The organism is Micromonospora sp. NBRC 101691 (genome assembly GCF_030269285.1).
Taxonomy (GTDB): domain Bacteria; phylum Actinomycetota; class Actinomycetes; order Mycobacteriales; family Micromonosporaceae; genus Micromonospora; species Micromonospora echinospora.
Genome location: NZ_BSTB01000004.1, coordinates 200,121 through 214,550, shown reverse-complemented (window position 1 = coordinate 214,550; position 14,430 = coordinate 200,121). Strand labels below are relative to the sequence as shown.

The window sequence follows — 14,430 nt, the reverse complement described above, 5'->3', positions numbered from 1 at the left end:
TCGTGGCGAGCGGTCGGGTGCTGGCGGTCGGTCGGCGAGCTACACGATGAGGGCGGGGAACGGCCAGCGGTAGGCAGGCGTCGGCAGCCACCACAGACGCCCGGCCCGCTCGACGACCAGACGCGCCCCGACGAGGTCGTCACGCACCTCGGCCGTGACGAGGTCCGTGGCGACACCCTCCGTCGCCGCGACGACCGCCGCGAGATGCGGCGGCTCGTCGATGGTGATCACCTCCAGCGCGCCGGACCGCCGGTCCCGGACCTCGACGAAGCCCGGTCCCCGCCGGTGGACGCACCGGCAGGGGAAGAACGCGTTCCGCCAGGCGGCGGTGGTCGCCCCGTCCGGGTCGCCGTCGATCCGCGTCGGCGGGTGCAGGTGGGTGAACAGGCCGCCGCCGTGGCACCCGTCGTGGCAGCGTGCCGTCCAGTCGACCGCGACACCGTGCGCGGTCAGCTCGCGGACCAGCACGAGCGCCCGGGCCGAGGCGGCGTCGGCGTCGGGACACAGGTCGACCGGGGCGGGCAGTCGCGCGTGCCGGGCACCCTCGCGGTACCAGCCGGCGACGGCCGGGACGCACGCCCCGGCGAGGTGGCGGGTGCCCAGCGCCATCCCGGGCAGCCGGGCGGCGGCCGGCTCGTAGTCCCGGGACAGCTCGACCCGCACCCCGGCGGCGACGTCAACCGGCCGCGACGGCATGGCGGTCCTCCCCACCCGACGCCGCCTCGTCCGCCCCGGCACGCCGGTGGTCGATCCGGGCCAGCACCTGGTTGTGTGACTCCACGGCGGTGTGCACGTAGCAGCCGCCCTCCCGGAACACGATGCCCAGCTCCCACCAGCGCTCCAGCAGTGGACGCACCACCGCCTCCCCGCCGGGGGTCCGGGCCGCCAGCGCGGCGGGTGTGCGGGGCTGCTCCAGCATCCGGAACAGGTCGACCTCGACCGGAGCGGTCAGCTCCCGCACCGACCAGTCGTAGGCGGCGCGGCGGCTGACCAGCACGATCCGGTCGCCGAGGTCCTGCCAGGTGAGTCGGCTGACCGGGTAGGCGGCCCGCCAGCGGTCCAGGGCGGCGTCGAGGGCCGCCGCCTCCTCCCGGTCGATGCCCCGGGCGACGGTGGTGAAGATGTACGCCAGGTCGGCGAGTTCCCCGGCGGGCAGCTGGTAGATCTCCCGGTACTGCGGGGCCGGCTCCAGCGTCGGGAAGCCCAGCTCCGGGCGGTCGAAGTAGGGGCTGAACCGTTCGATGGCGATCCGGGCGGATCCCATCGGCGGGTCGAGGTGGTGCAGCATCGGCAGCTGGGCGACGACCTCGGCGTAGTCCTCGGCCGTCTCGCCGGGGAAGCCGTACAGGTAGTTCCAGCTGGTGGTCACCCCGGCGCTCTGCGCCTCGCGCAGCGCCCGGACGTTCTGGCAGCCGGTCACGCCCTTGTCCATCAGCCGCAGCACGTGGGTGCTCAGGTTCTCGATCCCCGGCTGGACCTGCACCGCGCCGGCCTCGGCCAGCCGCCGGAAGTGCTGCCGGCGCAGGTTGGCCTTGACCTCGAAGTGCAGGCGCACGTCGTACTCCGACTCGGCCAGCCGCAGCAGCACCGAGTCGAAGTACGCCATGTCCAGGATGTTGTCGACCACGATGAAGTCGAGCAGCTGGTGTTCGCGGGCCAGCCCGAGCACCTCGTCGAGGAAGCGGGTCGGGCTCTTGCTGCGGAACTGCATCAGCGAGCCGTTGAGCCCGCAGAACGTGCAGTGGTGCTTCTCGCCCCACCAGCAGCCGCGCGATCCCTCGACGACCAGCTTCGGCGCGACCCACTCGGCCGCCGCCGAGGCGTCCAGGCGCTCGACGTAGCCGGCGTAGTCGGGCGCGACGATCCGTTCCGGCGGCAGCGGCCGGGTCGACAGCGGGTTGGCCCGGGCCGCACCGGACCGGTCGCGCCAGCACAGCCCGGGGATGTCCGCCAGGTCCGCCCCGGCGGTGTCCACCGCGTCGAGCAGCCGGGGGAAGGCCAGCTCACCCTCGCCCCGGACGACGAAGTCGAGGAAGGGGAAGTTGCGGTGCAGCGCCGCGCCCTGCGCGCCGTCGCAGTTGGCCCCGCCGAGCACGGTCCGTACCTCCGGGCGGCGCTGCTTGAGCAGGCGGGCGGCGGCCAGGCTGGCCGTGTTCTGCTGGAACGTGCTGGTGAAGCCGACGACGTCGGCGTCGGTGGCGCACAGGTCGGCGACGAGGGTGTCCACGAAGTCGGGCGCCAGCCGGTGCAGCTCGGCGGTCAACGCGATCTCGGCCGGGCTCGATCCGGCGTCGGCCAGCAGCCCGGCGAACGACGTGGCCGGCCGTGGCTCGCCGTAGAGGGCGCTGGCGAACACCCAGTCCCCGGCCCCCTGGAAGTAGGACGACTCGGAGAAGTACTGGTAGTCGGCCAGGCCGAAGGGGAGTCGTCCCACCGCCCAGTCGACGAAGTCGAGGTTGGCGTGGCGGATCTCGACGTCGTGGCCGGCCCGGGTGGCCGCCGCGCGCAGGATGCCCAGCGCCAGCGACGGGACGTCGAGCGACCCCCACGGCATGTGCACCAGGACGATCTTCAACAGCGGACTCCTCTCGACCGGACGGGGCACCGTTCCCGGAGCCTCGCTCGCGCTCCGGAAACGGTGCGTGGGCGTGCCTCACCGGGTCACTTGCCGGTGGCGCGGTCCGCGTCGGTCGCCTGCGGACGCGCGGCCGGGACCGCCCGGTCAAGATCGAGGAGCATCTTGACGATGACGGCGCCACGGTCCCGCTCGCCGGTGCTGATCGGGTCGTTCCGCACGATGCGTCGCTTCATTCCATTCACCTCCCTCCGATGGGTCCGGGGTCGACCCCCGCCCGCTGCGGGGGTCCGGTTCGGGCGCGTCGGTGGGCTGCCGTCCGGCCGCAGGGCGTGTGGGCAGCGCCGTCGCGGCGTAGCGGAGCAGGGCGGTGAAGACCGCCGTCTGGCCGGCGGGGTCCCCGTGGTGTCCGCCGGGGACCCACAGCACCTCGTGCGGCACGGACCGGCGGCGCAGCCCGGCCACGTACCGCCGGACCGACCCGGCCGGGCACCGCTCGTCGTCGGTGGCGGCGGCGAGGAACAGCGGACCCCGGACCCGGTCCAGGTAGGTCATCGGGTCGGCGGCGCGGTACCGGCCGGGGACCTCGTCCGGGGTGCCGCCGAAGAGTTCCTCGTCCGCCTCCCGCAGGGCGGGGATCGTCGCGCGGTGGGCCGCCAGGTAGTCGGCCACCGGGGCGACCGCCAGCCCGACCGCCCAGTCCGCCGGACGGAGGCCCATCGCCAGCAGGACCAGGTAGCCGCCCCAGGAGTAACCGCACAACCCGGTCTGTCCCGGTCGGGCGACGCCGAGGTCGATCAGGTGCCGGCGGACCGCGGTGAGGTCCTCGACCTGGGCGAGGCCGACCCGGTGGCCGAACCCGTGCCGCCAGCGCGGCCCGTAGCCGGTGGAGCCCCGGTAGTTGGTGCGCACCACGGCGTACCCGGCGCGGGTGAGCGCCTCGACCCTCGGGTCGTAGCTGTCCCGGTCGTGCAGGAACGGTCCGCCGTGCACGAGGAGGATCGTCGGCCACGGCCCGGCGCCGGGCGGGGTGGCCAGGAAGCTGTGGATCCGCCCGTACGGCCTGGGCGTCCACACCTCGCGGCGCCCGGGTACGGCCGGTACCGCCGCCGGGGCGTCGCCGGCCGGGTCGGCGACCAGTCGCCGGGGCGGCACCGCCTCCCGGCTCCACACGTAGTGGATCGTGCCCTCGGGCGCGCAGGCGAGGTCGAGGATGGTCCCGGCCGGGGTCGGCAGCACACGCGGCGCGCCACCGTCGAGATCGGCCAGGAGCAGCCGGCTGCGACCGGCCCGGTCGTGCTGGACCAGCACCCGGTCGCCGTCGGCGTACCAGTGTGCGGTGATCTCCGCGTCGAACGCGAGGTGTGTCCGCAGGCGCAGCCCGTGCCCCGGGCGCCAGGTGCCGACGGTGTACCGCCCGTCCGCCTCGACGACCACCAGCAGCTCGGCGTCGCCTCCCGGCCCGGTTCGGAACTCCAGTGCCCACACCCGGCGGCGCCGGTCACCGGCCACCACGTCGGTGTGGCCGTCGTCGAGCCGCAGCACGGTGACCGCCTGCGGACCGTCCGGTCGCCCGGCCAGGGCGAGCAGCCGACCGTCCGCGCTGAGGTCCACCAGGGACAGGTAGCCCGGGGCGGTCGCGAGCAGGTGCCCCGTCCCGCCGGGCCGGCCCAGGTAGCACCGGGACTCCGCGCCGACCCCGACGCAGACGGCCACACGTGTCCCGGTCCGGTCGAAGGCGAGGCCGTACGGCCGGCCCCGGGGCAGGTCGGCCAGGCCCGGGCCGGCCGGCCCGTCGGTGAACGGCTGGCGACGCCAGAGCCCCACCCCGTCCGGGCCGGCGTCGAACCACCAGACGTGACCACCGTCCGGTTCGAGGTCGTAGGCGTCCACGCCGTGGTGGGCGTCGGTGCGGACCCGGCGGTGACCGGTATCGCGGCGCCATGCCACGAGCTGGGCGCGGCCCGCCACGTCGCACAGGTCGACGGCCCGGTGGGGATCGTCGGCGGCGAAGGCCGGCGCGCGCGGTGGAATCACGACGACCCCGTTCCTCCGGTAGGTCCGCCACCGATAGTAATCGGCGACTGTCAATATGTAAACGAGGTTCGCGGTGGGGTGCCCAGGGTCGGGGTGCGGCTGACCGGCGAATTTTCGCCGTCGCGTAGGAAACCTTCCCCTTGACCGTTGACTCCGGCGAATCTCAACACAAAAATCTCCGTCCATATAGAGGGCGATCGATAGATGTCGATCGTGGACGTGGAGGGAGGCAACCGTGGTAGCTCTGAGAGGCGAGGTGTCCTGGTTCTGTTGTGGCAACGCCTGGGGGCCGTGCGGCTCGACCGGGTTCGGGGCCTGTGGCACGTGCAGCTCCGGCAACTACCAGCACGCGTGGCCGAACGCTTCGGACGCGTGCCTGGCCATCACCCGGCCGCACGCCTGCGGCATCACCGGGATGAGCCGCCGCACCTGCGGCTTCCGGCACTTCACCACCAACCTCTGCAACAACGCGCGGATCGGCACCACCATCGCCGACTGCGGCCCGCAGACCGACCTGTGGTGCGGCGAGCGCACCTGCTGCGGGTCCGCCTGCGGCAGCAACCGGATCATCGACCTGACGCCCGCGGCGTACAGCGCGATCGCCAGTCTCAGCACCGGGCTGCGGCCCTGTTCGGTCGACTCGGTCTAGAGGGAGGCCCAGGATGAACCAGACAGTTGACCGTCGGCGGCTGCTCGCCACTGCCGCGCTCGGTGGCGTCGTCGGCGCCACCGGACTCGGCTCGCTCGCCCCCGAGGCCGCCTTCGCCGCCGAAGCCGTCGGCGTCGAGCCGGGCGCGCCCGACCCGAACTTCGCCGAGGGGCTGATCAGCTCGATCTCCGGCCACATGCTCCTGGTGACCGGCTCGGACACGGTGCTGCACTCGATCCGGATCACCGACGGCACGAGCATCTGGAAGCTGCACCCGACCACCTTCGACCGGATCGCCGTCGGCGACGGCCTCTACGCCCGGGGCGTCCGACTGCCCGACGGCACCCTCGCCGCGGACTCCGTCTGGGTCAACATCGTCAATTTGCACGGCCACATCGCCGCGGTCGGCCGCAACGTCGTGCACCTGGACCACAAGGGCCGCCGGATCGTCGCGCACGTCGTGCCCGGCCGCTCCGCCGCGGTCTACAACGGCACCCCGGCGGTCAGCGACCTGTCGCTGCTGAAGGTCGGCCGCCACGTCCAGATCCTCGGGGCCTGGCACCCGAAGACCAACGAGATCGACATCGCCACCGTCTACGCCGCCGCCTGACGCACCGCGCCCCGGGCGACCGCACCGCCCGGGGCGTCACCCGCCGGATCACCTGAGGGAGAACCCATGATCGACATGATCGCGGCGCTGCAACCGCTGCTCGTCGGTGCGGTACTGCTCTGGTCCGCCCGCCTCAAGCTGTTCAGCCGGCACGCCGCCGTGACCGCCCACCGGTCCGGGCTCGTCGTGCTGCTCGGCGAGCGCCGGGCCCTGCCGGCGTACCGGGTGCTCGGTGTCGTCGAGCTGACCCTCGGCGCGGCGCTGCTGCTGCCGCCCACGTCACGGCTGGAGGCGGTGGCCGCGACCGCGCTGGCCGTCGGCTTCCTCGCCTACCTCGGCTACACGCGGCGGGTCGCGCCGACGGCCTCCTGCGGCTGCCTGAGCGCCCAGCCGACCCCTGTCTCCGGGCGCAGCCTGCTCCGGGCGGGACTGCTGGTGGCCGCCGGCGCACTCGCCACCACGGGCAGCGCCGGCTGGTTCGACGCGCTCGCCGACCGGCCGGTGGCCGGTGGCGTCGTGCTGCTCGCCGAGGCGGCGGCCGTGGTCGCGCTCTCGCCCGAACTGGACGGGACCTGGCTGCTGCCACTGCGCCGGCTGCGCGCCCGGCTGACCCACCCGCTGCGCGGCGGCTCCGGTGTGCCGCTGCTGGCCACCGTGCAGCAACTCCAGCTCAGCGACGCCTACCGGCGGGTGGCCGCGCTGCTGCGCTCCGACGTCCGCGAGCACTGGGACGCCGACGGCTGGCGCTTCGCCGCGTACGCCGCGCGCTACCAGGGCCGGACGGTGACCGCCGTGTTCGCCGTTCCGCTGGCCGACCCGGAGCCGGAGAGGGTACGCGTCGCCCTGGTCGACGACACCACCGGGCAGACCCTGCTCAGCCTGGCCGGCACCGCCCCACCCGCAGCCGGCCGGCTCACCGTCGTCCCCGCCTGAGCCCGGCCGCGCGGACAGGCGACCGTTGCCCGGCGAGCCCGTGGCGGTCCCGGGGAAGGGCGCGGCCGGTCACCGGCCGCGTTCGGCCGCGACGAGTTCCCGGGTGGCGGGGGCGACCTCGGCGGCGAACCGCTCGATCGTGGTCGGGTCGTCGGCCGCCAGGACGAAGGCGCTCACCCCGTACTCGACGGTCAGGCCGGCCAGGTCCTCGGCCCACTGCTCGGCCGGGCCGTCGAGGAACGCCGTGCCGGTCGCCGCGAAGCGGCCGGTGACGTTGAGCAGCCGCCGGATCTCCGTCGGCGCGCGACCGGCCGCGTGGGCGCCCTCGTCGATGTGCGTGTTCAGCCCGGCCAGGTCCTCGACGCCGCCGGGCAGGTAGCCGAGGGAGGGCAGCGCGCCGTCAGCCAGCCGACCGACCAGCCGCAGCATCCTCGGCTTGTAGGCGCCCACCCAGATGGCGACGTCGTGGGCGGGAGCCGGGCCACGCTTGGCGCCGACCACCCGGTAGTGGTCGCCCTCGACCCGCACCGGGCCGCTGCGCTCCACCGCCCAGACCTCCCGGACGATCCGGATGCCCTCGGCCAGGGCCGCCACCGACTCGCCCGGGGAGAGCCGACGGCCGCTCATCGCCTCGATGGCGTCCCAGAACCCGCCGGCGCCGATGCCCAGCTCGATCCGGCCGCCGCTGAGCCGGTCCAGACTGGCCACGCTGCGCGCCAGCACCGCCGGCGCGCGCAGCGGGAGGTTGAGCACGTTGCCGGCGAGGCGGACGCGTTCGGTGCGCGCGGCCACGTACGACAGCAACGTCCACGTGTCGTGGAAGGTCGGCAGGTACGGGTGGTCCTGGAACGTCACCAGGTCCAGCCCTGCCCGGTCGGCGACCACGGCCAGCTCCACGGCCCGGTGCACCGGCTCGGCGGCGGGCGTGACGAACACCCCGAAGAGCAGGTCGTGCCCGTAGTCGGTCACCGTGGTCCTCCCTCCGGGTGTCGACCGCCGACACCCGCTGGCCCCATGATGGCCCGGCCCCGTCCCCGGGCGGGCCGGAACCCTGCCACCGGCCCCCGACCCGGTCCTGACCCCGGTCAGGGCTTGCGGGCCACCCCGCCGTACTGCGGCACCGACGCGGCGTCCGCCTCGTCCGGACCGGTCCGCCACCGGGAACAGGAGACCAGACCCGGTGCGACCAGCTCCAGCCCGGCGAAGAAGCCGGCGATCTCCGCGCCGGTGCGGGAGCGGATCGGCGGGGCCGCGTTCTCGTTCCAGAAGGCCATCGCCGCCACGTTCGCCTCGCCGCCCAGCTCCAGCGTGGGGTGGGTGACGACCAGGTAGCTCCCGGACGGCACCGCGTCCATCAGCCGGCGCACTATCGCGTACGCCTCGTCGGTGTCCAGGACGAAGTTGAGGATGCCGAGCATCATCACCGCCACCGGCTCGTCGAAGTCGAGCGTGTCGGCGGCGGCGGTCAGGATCGCCTCCGGGCGGTGGATGTCGGCCTCGACGTAGCGGGTCACGCCCTCGGGTCGGCCGGTCAGCAGCGCGCGGGCGTGCACCAGCACCATCGGGTCGTTGTCGACGTAGACGACCCGGGACTCGGGCGCGACGGCCTGGGCGAGGTCGTGGGTGTTGTCGGCGGTCGGCAGTCCGGTGCCGATGTCGAGGAACTGCCGGACGCCGGCCGTGCCGGCCAGGAACCCGACCGCCCGGGCGAGGAACCGCCGGTCGGCGCGGGCCACCTCGCCGATCACCGGGAACGCCCGGCGGACGTGGTCGCCGACCCGCCGGTCGGCCTCGAAGTTGTCCTTGCCGCCCAGCCAGTAGTTCCACACCCGGGCGTTGTGCGCCACGGACGTGTCCACCCGTGGCGGTCTCGCCGCCGGATCCGGCACGAGGTGGTCACCGGTCTGCGGCACGGGCAACTCCTGTCCACTGTCGATGCTTTCCGGGGACAGGGTAACGGGCGACGATCACCGCAACGGCGTCCACCGTACGGGTGTCCGGTTGGGCGACCGTGAACCGGCAGGTAGCCCGCGGGCACCGGTGGTGGTCAACCGGCGTGTCGGGTGGACGGCAGCGGCAGCCAGGCCAGGACGTCCCGGATCCACTCGTCCCAGTAGCCCCAGTCGTGGTCGCCCGGTCCGAACCGGACGGTCACCGGCACGTCCCGCTTCCCGGCCGCCTCGACGAACCGCACGTTGTCGTCGTACAGGAAGTCCTCGGTACCGCAGGCGACGTAGAGCCGGGGCAGCCGGGCCCGCCGGTCCGCTGCCGCGTCGAGCAGGTGCAGCACGTCGTCGGGGGAGCCGGTCACCGGCCGGTCACCGAAGATGGTGTGCCAGAGCCGGGCGTCGACCGGATGGTCGTCGGTGCCCGGGGATCGCCCTGCGATGTCGAGCGCCCCGGACAGGCTGGCCGCCGCGGCGAACCGGTCCGGGTGCCGCAGCGCCCACTTGAACGCGCCGTACCCGCCCATGGACAGCCCGGCGACGAAGGTGTCGGCGGGCCGGTCGGACAACCGGAAGAACGACCGGCAGACCTCGGGCAGCTCCTCGCTGAGGAAGGACCAGTACCGGTTGCCGTTCGCCTCGTCGGTGTAGAAGCTGCGGTCGACCCGGGGCATGACCACCGCCAGACCCAGCGGGGCGACGTACCGCTCGATCGAGGTGCGTCGCAGCCAGATGGTGTGGTCGTCGCTGAGCCCGTGCAGCAGGTACAGCACCGGCGGGTCACCGGCCGGGGCGGCGCCGGCCAGGCCGATCTGGGACGTCGTCGGTTGGGGCAGGATCACCGTCATCGAGGTGCCCATGCCGAGCGTCTCGGAGTGGAAGTCGCAGCTGACGAGGGCCATGACCGGAAACGATAGTGGCCGCCGGCCGCACCGCCGCCGCCGGACGTCGCACCAGCGCGACCGGCGGCCTCCGCCCCGGCGGACCCCGGGCGGGGTCAGCCGGCGAACGGGTGGGCGGCGAAACCCGGCACCCGGGGACGGGCCCGGAACAGCGCCCCCGCCGGGGACCGGTCGCCCGGGGGCGAGCCCTGCCGGGACGTGGTGACGTAGAGGTCGGCGTGGTCCGGGCCGCCGAAGGCGCAGGCGGTCGGTCGGCGGACCGGCAGGTCCACCACGACCGACAGCTCGCCGTCCGGGGTGTAGCGGTGCACCGCCCCGCCGTCCCAGAGCGCCACCCAGATCCCGCCGGCCACGTCGAGGCAGATCCCGTCCGGGACGCCCTGCTCCGGTGGCACCGCCACGACCGGCCGGCGGCCGGTCAGCTCCCCGGAGGCGCGGTCGACGTCGAACGCGTCCACCCGCCCCGACGCGGAGTCGACGTAGTAGGCGGTGCCGCCGTCGGGGGTCCAGGCGAGTCCGTTGGAGACGGTCACCCCGGTCAGCACGGTGGTCACCGTGCCGTCCGGGTCGAGCCGGTACAGGGCGGCCCGGCCGGGCGCGGCGTCGTACGCCATCGACCCGCAGTGGAACCGGCCCCGCGGGTCGCAGGCCCCGTCGTTCATCCGGACCGTCGGATCCGACCAGACCTCCGGCAGGAGCGTCACCGTGTCGTCGGTGAGCAGCGCGAAGCCCCGTTCGACGGCGGCGACCAGGCCGCCGCCGGAGCGGGGCCGGATGGCGGCGACCACAGCGGCGACGTGCCGGCGGGTGACCGCGCCGGTCGCCGGGTCGAGGGCCAGCACGTCGCCGGCCAGCAGGTCCACCCAGCGCAGCCGGCCGTCCTCCGGGCACCACACCGGGCCCTCGCCGTGGTCGGCGACCACCGGGGTGACCTGCACGGCGGCCAGCCGCCCGGGAACCCTCACAGGTAGTCGCCCGGCCAGTGGAACGCCCCCGGCGCGCCGGTGGTCGCGGCGAGCCGGGCGGCGTCGGCGTGCACCGGCCGGACCATGCCGGTCCCGTCGACCTCCGGCACCGGGTCCGCCAGCAGCCACGGCAACGCGGCCCCGACCGCCGGGTCGGCGGGCAGCCGGGCCACGCACCGCTCGGCCCGGTCGGCGTGCGCGGTCGTCGCGACGGCGCCGAACAGCGCCCGTAGCGCGTCCGCCCCGCCGGCCACCTCGACCACCCGGACCAGCCCGGCGGACCGCTTCCGCACCAGGTACCCGGCCGGCTCGCCGTGCCGGTGGGCGACCAGCAGCTCGGTGGGCGGGGCGTACCAGGCCGGCACCCGGTGCCGCCAGTCGTGGTCGTCCCTGACTGTGCTGAGCGGACGGTGCGCGTTGAACGTCCGGTGCAGCGGCGCGAGGTCCGGCCAGTCCGTCCAGGAGCCCGGCCGCACCGTCCAGCCCTCGGGTGGCGCCGTCGGCGCGGCCGGACGGCCGCTGGTGAAGCCGAGGCGGAAGGTGCGGAAGCCGCTGCCGTGGTAGACCTCCGGCGTGCCGGTGAACAGCAGCGCCCAGGCGCAGCCGTCGACGGTCATCGCCGTGACCGCGAGGTCCAGCAGCCGTCGCACGTGCCCCTGCCCCCGTTCCGCCGGGCGGGTGGCCACGTTGGCCACCCCGCCCACCAGGTCGACGGTCCCGTCGGCGGCGCGCAGCCGTCGGGGCAGGTAGTGCACGGCGGCCACCACCCGGGCGGCACGCACCGCGACGAAGGTCCGCCCGAACCGTCCCGGATCGATGGCCCACACCGCGCTGACGTCCGTGGTGGGGAACGCCTCCGCCCAGGTCGACCGCAGCGACGGCAGGTCCGCCGGGGTGGCCGTGCGGTACCCGACCCCGCTCACGCCGGGACGAGGCGGTTGCGCTGCCGGCCGAGCCCCTCGACCTCCACCTCCATCACGTCCCCCGCGCCCAGGTACGGGTACCGGCCGGACAGCGCCACCCCCTGCGGGGTGCCGGTGTTCAGCACGTCCCCCGGTTCGAGGACGGTGAACCGGGACAGGTGCCAGATCAGGAACGCCACGTCGAAGATCATGTCAGCGGTGCGCGAGTCCTGCCGGGGCTCGCCGTTGACCCAGGAGCGCAGCCGCAGCGCCTGCGGGTCGCCCACCTCGTCCGGAGTGACCAGCCACGGGCCGAGCGGGTTGAACGTCTCGCACGACTTGCCCTTGGCCCACTGCCCACCCGGGTCGGCGAACTGGTACTCCCGTTCCGACACGTCGTTGCTGACCACGTACCCGGCGACGTGGGTCAGCGCCTCGGCCGGCGAGTCCAGGTAGCGCACCCGGGAACCGATCACCACCGCCAGCTCGACCTCCCAGTCGGTCCGCGTCGACCCGCGCGGGATCAGCACCTCGTCGTACGGCCCGACCACGGTGTTCGGCGACTTGTGGAACAGGATCGGCTCGGCCGGTGGCGCGACGCCGCTCTCCGCGGCGTGCGCGGCGTAGTTCTGCCCGATGCAGAGCACCGCCCCGGGGCGGGCGATCGGCGCGCCGACCCGCTGCCCCGTGACGTCGACGCGGGGCAGCGGCCCGGCCGCCCGCACCCGGGCGACCGGGTCGGCGGCGAGGAACGCCGCGTCGATGTCGGCGGTCACCCCGCTCAGGTCGAAGTGGTCGGTGCCGTCGACGAGCACCGGACGCTCGGCGCCGGCCGGCCCGATCCGCATGAACCGCATGATGTTGTTCCTCCTCGTGCCTCAGCCCGTCCGGGCGAGCAGTTCGGGCGTCACCGCGTGGGCCAGGGTCCGGCCGGTGGCGTACCGGACGATCTCGTCCACCACGATCTCGCCCTGCCGGCGGCGTCCCTGCACCGTGCCGGCGGCCTGGTGCGGGGTGAGCAGCACGTTCGGCAGCGAGCGCAGCGGGTGCCCGACCGGCAGCGGCTCGTCGTCGAAGACGTCCAGCGCCGCGTCGATCCGGCCGGTGGCCAGCTCGTCGACCAGCGCGGTCTCGTCCACCAGCCAGGACCGGGCGGTGTTGACCAGCCCTGCGCCGTCGGGCAGCAGGGCCAGCTCCCGGGCCCCGATCAGGTGCCGGGTCTCCGGCAGGGTCGGCGCGTGCAGCGCCACGATCCGGCTGCCGGCCAGCAGCTCGTCCAGCCCGACCAGCCGGGCGCCGAGCGCCGCGGCGTCCGCCGGGGTCAGGGTCGGGTCGGACACCGTGACCTCCGCGCCCAGCAGGCGCACCAGCTGCACGTACGCCCGTCCGGTCCGGGACGCCCCGACCACCCCGACCGGGCAGCCGAGCAGCTCGTGCCGGGGCGGGGCCGCCTCGGCGACGTGCCACTCGACGCCGTCGTGCAGCGCGTGGTCGAAGCGGGGCAGCCGGTGCAGCAGCGCCAGGGTGAACGCCAGCGCCACCTCGGCCACCGGGCGGGCCATGCCCTGCCCGGCCTGGGTGACCGCGACGCCCCGCGTGAAGACCTCGTCGGTGACGAACGGCTTCACCGACGCGCCGGTGTGCGCGACCAGCCGCAGCGCCGGGGCCCGGTCCAGCAGGGCCGCGTCGAGCCGGGGCACGCCCCAGGAGGTCACCAGCACCTCGGCGCGGGCCAGCACCGGGGCCAGCCCGGGGCGGGTGAGCGCGGCGTGCCCGTCGAGCAGCGTGCACTCGGCGGCGGCCGCCAGCCGCTCGCCGACCCGGTCCGGGAAGAACTGGGCGCGCAGCGCCGGCGGCACGCTCACCACGGCGACCGGACGGCGGGTCGCGCCGCCCGGCCGGTCAGCGGAGCCAGTCATCGCGGTGTGCGGCGACGAACTCGTCGTCGGTCAGCCACGGGTGGGCGGCGGCGACCCGGGTCAGTTCCCCGGCCTGGCCGGGGGAGAGGCCCTCGGCCGGGTCCAGGCACCACACCCCGTCGAGCAGGCCCTGCCGGCGCAGCACCTCGTGCACCCCGGCGATGCAGCCGTGGAAGTCGTGCGCCGCGTCGAAGACGGCCGCGTTGGCGTCGGTGACGGCCGCCGCGCGGTCGGTGAGCAGCGCCAGCGCCGCCGGGTCCCCGGCGCGGGCCGCCCGCACCTGCCCGAACAGCTCCACCGCGGCCCGGGTCCAGACCGCCCACTGGCCGAGCAGCCCGCCGACGAACCGCCGGCCGGCGAACTCGCCGAGCAGGTCACCGACGATGTGGTCGTCGTTGCCGGTGTAGAGGGCGACCTGGTCGCCCCGGTCCGCGGCGGCGATGCCGCGTACCGCCTCCAGGGTCCGGTACCGGTCGAACGGGGCGAGCTTGACCGCCACCACCGCCGGGAGGTCGGCGAAGGCCCGCCAGAACGCGGTCGACAGCCGGGGTCCGCCGATCGCCGGTTGGAGGTAGAAGCCGACGACCGGCAGCACCTCGCCGACCGCCTTCGCCCGGGCCAGCAGCGCGGCCTCGTCCGCGCCGGGCACCACCGGGGAGAGCAGGACGGCGTGGTAGCCCAGCCCGGCGGCGAGTTCCGCCTCGGCGACGGCCTGCGCGGTGTCCCCGCACGCCCCGGCGACCTTGACCACCGGGCGTCCGGCCTCGCCGTCGACCACCTCGGCGGCCAGGGCGAGCACCGGCTCCAGCAGTCCGGCCTGGCGGATGGCGAACTGGGTGGTGTGCACGCCGACGGCCACTCCACCCGCCCCGGCGGCCAGGTAGTAGCGGGTCAGTGCCCGCTGCCGGCGTTCGTCGAGCCGCCGGTCGGCGGTCAGCGCCAGCGGGTGGGCGGGGATCACCGTGCCGTCCCGCAGCAGCTCCAGGGACATG

14 protein-coding genes are annotated in these 14,430 nt (G+C 75.0%); 3 read left to right on the top strand and 11 right to left on the bottom strand.

What is annotated here, in order from left to right:
• Positions 1-39: 39 nt before the first annotated feature.
• The 3 genes from QSK20_RS09770 to QSK20_RS09760 form a co-directional block, all read right to left on the bottom strand.
• Positions 40-696 (bottom strand): DUF5825 family protein, encoded by a 657-nt coding sequence (locus QSK20_RS09770; protein WP_285788262.1) that lies wholly within the window; start codon positions 694-696, stop codon positions 40-42.
• A complete protein-coding gene (locus QSK20_RS09765; RefSeq protein ID WP_285788261.1) occupies positions 677-2,575 on the bottom strand; it encodes a RiPP maturation radical SAM C-methyltransferase in 1,899 nt (632 codons plus the stop codon). Before QSK20_RS09765 ends, QSK20_RS09770 begins: the two co-directional genes overlap by 20 nt.
• A 147-nt stretch (positions 2,576-2,722) precedes the next feature.
• Complete coding sequence (locus QSK20_RS09760) at positions 2,723-4,546, bottom strand: S9 family peptidase (protein WP_502888878.1); 1,824 nt, start codon at positions 4,544-4,546, stop codon at positions 2,723-2,725.
• Positions 4,547-4,847: 301 nt separating this feature from the next.
• On the opposite strand from QSK20_RS09760, the gene QSK20_RS09755 reads away from it, so the two are divergent.
• The 3 genes from QSK20_RS09755 (at position 4,848) to QSK20_RS09745 (ending at position 6,804) form a co-directional block, all read left to right on the top strand.
• On the top strand, positions 4,848-5,261 hold the full coding sequence (locus tag QSK20_RS09755; protein ID WP_285788259.1) for an RlpA-like double-psi beta-barrel domain-containing protein: 414 nt from the start codon (positions 4,848-4,850) through the stop codon (positions 5,259-5,261).
• Positions 5,262-5,274: 13 nt separating this feature from the next.
• Positions 5,275-5,871, top strand: coding sequence for a cell wall protein (locus QSK20_RS09750; protein WP_285788258.1), 597 nt, complete (start codon positions 5,275-5,277; stop codon positions 5,869-5,871).
• Positions 5,872-5,937: 66 nt separating this feature from the next.
• Positions 5,938-6,804, top strand: coding sequence for a MauE/DoxX family redox-associated membrane protein (locus QSK20_RS09745; protein WP_285788257.1), 867 nt, complete (start codon positions 5,938-5,940; stop codon positions 6,802-6,804).
• 69 nt (positions 6,805-6,873) lie between these two features.
• Here the strand turns inward: QSK20_RS09745 and QSK20_RS09740 are convergent, their stop codons facing one another.
• From QSK20_RS09740 to QSK20_RS09705, 8 genes are all read right to left on the bottom strand, one after another.
• On the bottom strand, positions 6,874-7,773 hold the full coding sequence (locus QSK20_RS09740; protein ID WP_285788256.1) for an LLM class flavin-dependent oxidoreductase: 900 nt from the start codon (positions 7,771-7,773) through the stop codon (positions 6,874-6,876).
• A 116-nt stretch (positions 7,774-7,889) separates the two neighbouring features.
• Positions 7,890-8,717: an SAM-dependent methyltransferase gene (locus QSK20_RS09735; protein ID WP_285788255.1), complete on the bottom strand. Its 828-nt coding sequence runs from the start codon at positions 8,715-8,717 to the stop codon at positions 7,890-7,892.
• A gap of 134 nt (positions 8,718-8,851) precedes the next feature.
• Complete coding sequence (locus tag QSK20_RS09730) at positions 8,852-9,652, bottom strand: alpha/beta hydrolase (RefSeq protein WP_285788254.1); 801 nt, start codon at positions 9,650-9,652, stop codon at positions 8,852-8,854.
• Between the two features lie 95 nt (positions 9,653-9,747).
• On the bottom strand, positions 9,748-10,617 hold the full coding sequence (locus QSK20_RS09725; protein WP_285788253.1) for an SMP-30/gluconolactonase/LRE family protein: 870 nt from the start codon (positions 10,615-10,617) through the stop codon (positions 9,748-9,750).
• Entirely contained in the window at positions 10,614-11,540 is a 927-nt protein-coding gene (locus QSK20_RS09720; RefSeq protein ID WP_285788252.1) for a GNAT family N-acetyltransferase, read from the bottom strand. Before QSK20_RS09720 ends, QSK20_RS09725 begins: the two co-directional genes overlap by 4 nt.
• Positions 11,537-12,376, bottom strand: a complete 840-nt coding sequence (locus QSK20_RS09715; protein ID WP_285788251.1) for a fumarylacetoacetate hydrolase family protein — start codon at positions 12,374-12,376, stop codon at positions 11,537-11,539. The genes QSK20_RS09720 and QSK20_RS09715 overlap by 4 nt, the downstream gene beginning before the upstream one ends.
• Positions 12,377-12,397: 21 nt before the next feature.
• Positions 12,398-13,438, bottom strand: a complete 1,041-nt coding sequence (locus tag QSK20_RS09710) for a hydroxyacid dehydrogenase (RefSeq protein ID WP_285788250.1) — start codon at positions 13,436-13,438, stop codon at positions 12,398-12,400.
• A complete protein-coding gene (locus tag QSK20_RS09705) occupies positions 13,422-14,429 on the bottom strand; it encodes a dihydrodipicolinate synthase family protein (protein ID WP_285788249.1) in 1,008 nt (335 codons plus the stop codon). The genes QSK20_RS09710 and QSK20_RS09705 overlap by 17 nt, the downstream gene beginning before the upstream one ends.
• Between the last annotated feature and the right edge of the window lies 1 nt (position 14,430).

Excerpts from the sequence above, each read along its gene's own strand:
- QSK20_RS09770 (WP_285788262.1), bottom strand. The coding sequence starts at position 696 with ATGCCGTCGCGGCCGGTTGACGTCGCCGCCGGGGTGCGGGTCGAGCTG.
- QSK20_RS09750 (WP_285788258.1), top strand. The coding sequence starts at position 5,275 with ATGAACCAGACAGTTGACCGTCGGCGGCTGCTCGCCACTGCCGCGCTC.
- QSK20_RS09745 (WP_285788257.1), top strand. The coding sequence starts at position 5,938 with ATGATCGACATGATCGCGGCGCTGCAACCGCTGCTCGTCGGTGCGGTA.
- QSK20_RS09730 (WP_285788254.1), bottom strand. The coding sequence starts at position 9,652 with ATGGCCCTCGTCAGCTGCGACTTCCACTCCGAGACGCTCGGCATGGGC.
- QSK20_RS09715 (WP_285788251.1), bottom strand. The coding sequence starts at position 12,376 with ATGCGGTTCATGCGGATCGGGCCGGCCGGCGCCGAGCGTCCGGTGCTC.
- QSK20_RS09710 (WP_285788250.1), bottom strand. The coding sequence starts at position 13,438 with ATGACTGGCTCCGCTGACCGGCCGGGCGGCGCGACCCGCCGTCCGGTC.
- QSK20_RS09705 (WP_285788249.1), bottom strand. The coding sequence starts at position 14,429 with ATGTCCCTGGAGCTGCTGCGGGACGGCACGGTGATCCCCGCCCACCCG.